At 68.9% G+C, this 6,627-nt stretch carries 6 protein-coding genes; 4 read left to right on the forward strand and 2 right to left on the reverse strand.

Translation table 11 applies throughout. From position 1 onward, the window contains the following. The first annotated feature begins 204 nt into the window (after positions 1-204). Positions 205-897, forward strand: coding sequence for an urea ABC transporter ATP-binding subunit UrtE (gene urtE / locus ACK59X_RS11430; protein ID WP_409957437.1), 693 nt, complete (start codon positions 205-207; stop codon positions 895-897). A gap of 12 nt (positions 898-909) precedes the next feature. On the opposite strand, the gene ACK59X_RS11435 is transcribed toward urtE, so the two are convergent. Then, positions 910-1,833, reverse strand: coding sequence for a LysR family transcriptional regulator (locus tag ACK59X_RS11435; RefSeq protein ID WP_409957438.1), 924 nt, complete (start codon positions 1,831-1,833; stop codon positions 910-912). Between the two features lie 181 nt (positions 1,834-2,014). Between ACK59X_RS11435 and ACK59X_RS11440 the strand changes: the two genes are divergently transcribed. The 3 genes from ACK59X_RS11440 to ACK59X_RS11450 all read left to right on the forward strand — a co-directional run bounded on the left by ACK59X_RS11440 (position 2,015) and on the right by ACK59X_RS11450 (position 5,922). Then, the gene (locus ACK59X_RS11440; RefSeq protein ID WP_409957439.1) at positions 2,015-3,037 is read left to right on the forward strand and encodes a porin; all 1,023 of its coding nucleotides are present in this window, start codon (positions 2,015-2,017) and stop codon (positions 3,035-3,037) included. A 79-nt stretch (positions 3,038-3,116) separates the two neighbouring features. After that, positions 3,117-4,055, forward strand: coding sequence for a Bug family tripartite tricarboxylate transporter substrate binding protein (locus ACK59X_RS11445; RefSeq protein WP_409957440.1), 939 nt, complete (start codon positions 3,117-3,119; stop codon positions 4,053-4,055). Between the two features lie 16 nt (positions 4,056-4,071). Further along, positions 4,072-5,922, forward strand: coding sequence for a CocE/NonD family hydrolase (locus tag ACK59X_RS11450; RefSeq protein WP_409957441.1), 1,851 nt, complete (start codon positions 4,072-4,074; stop codon positions 5,920-5,922). 19 nt (positions 5,923-5,941) lie between these two features. Here the strand turns inward: ACK59X_RS11450 and ACK59X_RS11455 are convergent. Then, positions 5,942-6,627, reverse strand: a 686-nt coding sequence (locus ACK59X_RS11455) for a phosphatase PAP2 family protein (RefSeq protein ID WP_409957442.1), incomplete at its 5' end; no start/stop codon positions are given.

The following is a 6,627-nucleotide window of genomic DNA, read 5'->3' on the forward strand; positions in this document are numbered from 1 at the left end:
CGGTTGCCAGGCCATGGGGCTTCTCCCTTGCGAACGCAAAGCAGAAGTGTTTCCTATGTCTTCGCACACCTGTTTCCTATGTCCCCGGTCTATACAGCGGCCCAAGAGAAAGTTACTGCGCCGCCGGGCGCACATCCCGGCCTCCGCCCTTAAAACAAGAGCAGAAGCAACCATCGCCCCGAACCCCTGACAGAGGCAGAAAACATGCTCACCGTCCAAAACATCAACCAGTACTACGGCGGCTCCCACATCCTGCGCGACGTGAGCCTCACCGCCGAACCCGGCAAGGTCACCGTCCTCCTCGGCCGCAACGGCGTAGGCAAGACCACCCTGCTCAAAAGCCTCATGGGCCTGGTCCCCATCAAGAGCGGCTCCATCCAGTTCGATGGCAAGCCCATCGACAAGACCGCCCCCTACGACCGTGCCCGCGCGGGCATGGGCTTCGTGCCCCAGGGCCGCGAGATCTTCGGCCGCCTCACGGTGGAAGAGAACCTGCGCATGGGCCTGGCCTACAAGAGCGGTGCCACCCCCGTGCCGCCGCACCTGTACGAGCTGTCCCCCGTGCTCAAGCAGCTGCTGAGCCGCCGCGGGGGCGACCTCTCGGGCGGGCAGCAGCAGCAGCTGGCCATTGCGCGGGCGCTCGCGCCCGGACCGCGGCTGTTGATCCTGGACGAGCCCACCGAGGGCATACAGCCCAGCATCATCAAGGACATCGGCCGCGTCATCCGCATGCTGGCCGACAAGGGCGAGATGGCCATCATGCTGTGCGAGCAGTACTACGACTTCGCGCAGGAACTGGCCGACCAGTACCTCGTCATGGAGCGCGGCGAAGTCATTGCGCGGGGTCCTGGCAGCGAGATGGAAGCCAAAGGAATCCGCAACCTGGTCGCGATCTGATCGGGCGCCGGTTCAACCCGCCTTGGCGGGCCGCTCGCCTGCAAGCTCGGGCAGCACCATCGCCTCCACCAGCAACTGCGTGAACGTGTCGTGCAGGGGCGAGGCCGGCGCATGGCTCAGCGTGGCGATGGCCAGTTGGTAGGCGATGTGCGGCTTGAATGGTCGCGAGGTGATGCCGTCCATCGGGCAATGCCGCGCCAGCAGCGCGTTGACGATGGACACGCCCAGGCCCCGGGCCACATGGGCACAGGCCTCGCTCACCGAATGCACCTCCAGCGCCACGCGCGGCTGCACGCGTTTCTGGCGGAAGGCCATGTCGATCTCGTGGCGTATCTGGCGCTGGCGGCCCAGCAGCACCAGGCTGCAGTCGATCAGGTCGTCGGGGCTCACCTCGGCCAGTTGCTCCAGCGCATGGCCCTTGGGCATGATGCACACGGCCTCGGATTCCAGCGTGGCGCGGGTGCTCAGCCCCTGCATCTCCATGGGCAGGCGCACCAGGCCGATATCGGCTTCGCGGCCCAGCAGGGCCTGCTCCGCATCGCTGTACGAGCCCGAGAGCACCTCCACCACCACGTCCGGGTGCGCCTGCATGAAGCGCTGGGCCAGCGTGGGCATCAGCGTGGTGGCCAGCGTGTTGGGCACCGCCACCTTGAGCAGCCGGCGCCGGAACCCGCCCAGGCGCAGTTGCTCGGCATGCCGGCGAAAGCACTGGGCCGAGTCCATCAGCCCCTGGGCGTCGTTGCGCAGCGCCTGGGCTTCGGCCGTCGGCGTCAGGCGCCCCTTCTCGCGCACGAACAGGCGCAGCGCCAGGCTTTCCTCCAACTGGGCCAGCAGCCGGCTGACGGCGGGCTGCGACAGGCCCAGGCGCTCGGCCGCCGCAATGGTCGAGCCACTGAGCATGATGGCGTGGAAGGCCTCGAGCTGCTTGAAATTCATGGAGGGCGAATGAGCCGTGTGGATTGCCGGGTGCGTGCATCTTTGCACCGCCACTGCGCAGGTGCAAACGCGCAGCAATCCGCATAGGGTAATACGGCTTTGTCATAGCGTTGTGAGGACCTGCCTCGCTCCACAGAATTCGTGGCGTCTGAACCCACACCCTGCTTTAGGAGCGAGATTCATGAGGCCTATTTCCCCCTCCGCGCTGGCTGCCAGCGGCCTGGCATTCCTGTCTGCCGGCACCCCCGCCGCAGCGCAAACGCAAGACCTGCAGGTCTACGGCCAGGTGCGGCTCACCGTCAACAACGCCAAGACCGGCAACGCCGGCTCCGTGATGGAGATGCGCGACAACGCCTCCCGCCTCGGCTTTCGCGGCAAGGAGGACCTGGGCGATGGCATGGCCGCGCTGTTCGGCCTGGAGATGGGGCTCGAAGCCGACTCCGGTGCCGCCACCACGCCCGCATTCCGCAACAGCTATGTGGCGCTGCGCGGCGGCCTGGGCACGCTGGCGCTGGGCCGGCTCGATTCGGCCAACCCCACGGGCTCGCCGCTGTACTCGCAGGTCACGCGCATCACCTCGTTCGCGGCGAACGACGCAGGGGCCACGGCCATCGGCACCTCCATCCTCAATGCGCGCAACCGCACCTCCAATTCGTTGGGCTACCAAAGTCCCAGCTGGGGCGGCGTGAACCTGCGTGCGCGCTACTACCTGCGCGGCGACGCCAAGACGCCCGAGCAGGAGAACGGCGCCAGGTCGCTCGACCTGGGCCTGAACTATGCCGACGGCCCCTGGTCCGCCGGCATCGGCTACGGCAAGGACACACGCCCCGGCGGCCTGCTGGTCAACGAGTTCGCGAGCAAATGGCAGGTCGGCATGCGCTACGACTTCGGCGCCATCGAGCCCTATGTGCTGCTGGGCCGCGACCGCTATGCGGCGGCCTCCGCCGCCGTGCGTGCCGACGTGGACTACTGGCTGGTGGGCAGCCGTTTCTCCACGGGCCCGCACGCCCTGGTGGTCAACCTGATGCAGCGCGATGTGCAGGCCTCGCAGCGGGGGCTTCGCAAGCGCCAGCAGGTCGCGTACACCTATGCCTTGTCCAAGCGCACCGAGCTGCAGGCCTTCCTCGACCGCGATGGCATCGATTCCAGCCGCAGCAACGTGGCCGTGCGCGTTGTGGGCGCGGGGATCCGCCATGACTTCTGAACCCCGGTCCCTTCTTCTTTCATTCCTGCCATCCGCTTCGAGTCGCCCTATGTTCCGAATTCCGCAAATCCTCGCGCTGATGGCGCTTTCCGCCCTGGCGGGCCAACCCCAGCTTGCAGGGGCGGCCGATTTTCCTGAAAAGCCCGTGCGCATCGTGGTCCCGTTCCCGGCGGGGGCAGCCGCCGATACGGCCATGCGTGTGGTGGCACGCAAGATGTCGGAACAGTGGCGGCAACCCGTCGTCATCGACAACCGGCCCGGTGCGCACGGCTTCCAGGCGGTCACCTCCTCGGCGGCCGACGGCTATACGCTGCTCATGGGCGCGGGCTCGGGCATGGTCACGGCGCCACTGCTGTCCAGCAAGCTGCCGTACAACCCGTCCCGCGACTTCGTGCCCGTGGGCCGTGTGGTGATCAACGTCCCCATCCTCACCACGCACCCGGGCCTGCAGACCCGCACCGTGCGCGAGCTGGTCGACCTGGCGCGCAAGAGCCCGGGCACCCTGAACTACAGCACCAGCGGCAATGGCAGCCCCGGCCACCTGTCGATGGAGATGTTCCAGGCGGCCACGGGCACCAGGATGGTCCAGATCCCCTACAAGGGCGGCGGCCCCGCCGTGAACGAGCTGGTAGGCGGCCATGTGCAGCTGGGCATGAACGCCGTGCCCAGCGTGTTCGCGCACATCAAGGCCGGCCGGCTGGTGCCCCTGGCGGTGGCCAGCGCCAAGCGCTCGCGTGCCTTCCCGCAGGTGCCCACCATGGCCGAAGCCGGCGTGAAGGGCTTCGAGTACGACATCTGGTATGCCCTGTTTGCCCCCACGGGCACGCCGGCCGAGGTGGTCACCAAGGTCAGCAAGGCGCTCAATACCGCACTCGCCGATGCGCAGGTGAGCGAGCTGCTCGTGGCCCAGGGCGCAGAGCCCGCGCCCACCACGCCGCAGGAACTGGCGCGTTTCATCCAGGACGACACGGCGCGCTGGGCCCGGCTGGTCAAGGAACGCAACCTCAAGCTCGACTGACCGGGGCCATTGCAAGATGACAACGAATCCCATGGTGGTTGCCGATGGCAATGTGACCCGGCGCACCCACCGCGTTCCCATGCGCGATGGCGTACACCTCGCCACCGATTTGTACCTGCCTGCCGGCATGGCGGGACCATTGCCCGTGCTGCTGGAGCGCACGCCTTATGGCAAGGACGCCGAGACCCGGCGCGAGCGCACCGCCGCCAACCCGTCGCCCATGCGCCGCGGCGAAGTGGCCGCGCGTTTTGCCCAGGCCGGCTACGCCGTGGTGGTGCAGGACTGCCGCGGCCGCTTCGACTCCGAAGGCCAGTTCACCAAATACCTGGGCGAGGCGCACGACGGTGCCGACACCCTGCAGTGGATCACGGCCCAGCCCTGGTGCACCGGCGCCGTGGGCACCTACGGCCTGTCGTACGCGGCCCATACCCAGACGGCGCTGGCCAGCCAGCGGCCCGCGGGGCTCAAGGCCATGTTCCTCGAATGCGGGGGCTTTGCCAATGCCTACCGCGGCGGCATACGCCACGGCGGTGCGTTCGAGCTCAAGCAGGCCGTCTGGGCGCTGCGCAACGCCTGCAGCGGCAGCACCCAGCTCGGTGAAGCCGCGCGCCAGGCACTGGCGCAAGCCGACATCGGCGAGTGGTTCCTGCGCCTGCCCTGGTCGCGCGGCGACTCGCCGCTGCAGTGGGCGCCCGAGTACGAGGACTACCTCTTCAGCCAATGGGAACGCGGCACCTTCGACGACTACTGGCGCCAGCCCGAGCTGTATGCCGCAGGCCACTACGGCGCGCTGGACGGCGTGGCCGTGATGCTCATGTGTGGCTGGTGGGACCCCTACGCGCAGACCACCACCGACAACTACCTGGGCCTGGCCGGGCGCGGCAACACGGATGTGCGCATGGTGCTTGGCCCCTGGACGCATGGCGAGCGCAGCGTGCCGTATGCGGGCGACGTGGACTTCGGTCCGGCCGCCGTGCTCGATGGCTCGCTGGCCCCCGACTACGTGGCCATGCGGCTGGCGTGGTTCGACCACTGGCTCAAGGGGGCGCCCCTGCCGCCGGGCATGGACGAGGGGGTGCGCTACTTCCGCATGGGCGGCGGCTCGGGGCGGCGCACCCCCGAGGGCCGGCTGGACCATGGTGGATCCTGGCGCAGCGCCAGCCACTGGCCCCTGCCCGGCACCGATTTCGTTCCCTGGTACCTGGGGTCCGATGGCGCACTGTCGTCCCAAGCGCCGGGGCGTGACGAAGCGCTGGCTTTTGATTTCGACCCCGCATGCCCGGTACCCACGCTGGGCGGTTCCATCACCTCGGGCGAACCCCTGATGGTGGCCGGCGCCTATGACCAGCGCACCAGCGCGCAGACCTTTGGCGCCCAGGCGCCTTACGGCCCGCTGGCGCAGCGGCCCGATGTGCTGGTCTTTCAGACACCGGTGCTGCAGGAAGATCTGGAGGTATCGGGGCCCATCACCATTGAACTCTGGGTGTCTTCCACCGCGCCCGACACGGACTTCACCGCCAAGCTGATCGACCTGTACCCGCCCAGCGCGGACTACCCCGAAGGCTACGCCGTGAACCTCACCGACGGCATCCTGCGCTGCCGCTACCGGCGCTCGTGGGAGGCGGCTGAGATGATGCAGCCCGGGGAGGTGGTGCAGGTCACCATCGAGCCCATGCCCACCTCCAATCTGTTCCGCAGGGGGCACCGCATCCGGCTGGACATCTCCAGCAGCAATTTCCCCCGCTTCGATGTGAACCCCAATACCGGCGCGCCGGAGGGGAGTGCCGGGCCGCGCGTGGTGGCCCGCAACAGTGTGCACATGGGGGCGAGCCGGCCTTCCCGGGTGGTGCTGCCGGTCCCGCGCTGACCCCGGCGGGCCGCTGTGCTCAGCCGCGCACGGGCGCAGCAGCTGGCAGCGCGCGGCGCCAGCGCGCCACGCTCTCGAGCACCAGCACCGTGCAGACCATCCAGGTGCCGCCCAGCAGCCAGCCCGCGAGCACGTCGCTGGCGTAGTGCACCTGCAGCACCATGCGGCTCCAGCCGGTGGTGAAGACCAGCATGCCCGCCAGCACCGCGCAGGGTATGTGCCAGCGCGGCGGCAGCAGGCGCGTGGCCAGGTAGGCCAGCAGGGTGTAGGCCACCATCGAGGCACTGCTGTGCCCGCGGGGGAAGCTGTAGCCATCGGCCTGGGCCACGCCGTGGTGCAGGTGCTCGGGTCGGGCGCGCTCGAAAATGGCCTTGAGGATGCGCGTCAGCACCCCGTTGCCCGCCATGGCCGCCAGCCAGCCCGTGGCCAGCAGCCGGTGGCCATGCCACCAGAGCGCCGCACCCACCACGGCGGTCAAGGCGGTGAGAACGGCGGTGTCGCCCAGGTGGGTCAGGGTGGCAAAAAAGCGCAGCACCTCGGCGGGCGCCTGCAGGCGCAGGCCGGCTGCGATGGCGTCGTCCAGCGCGCCCCAGGCTTCGGCGCCGCGTACGCTGCCGCTCTCGGGCAGGTAGGCAATGCCGCTTGATGCCAGGTGCCTGGCGCAGGCCCAATCGGTCGCCGATGGCGGGCAACTGGGGCTCGTCC

The organism is Acidovorax sp. (assembly GCF_046339755.1).
GTDB lineage: Bacteria > Pseudomonadota > Gammaproteobacteria > Burkholderiales > Burkholderiaceae_C > Acidovorax.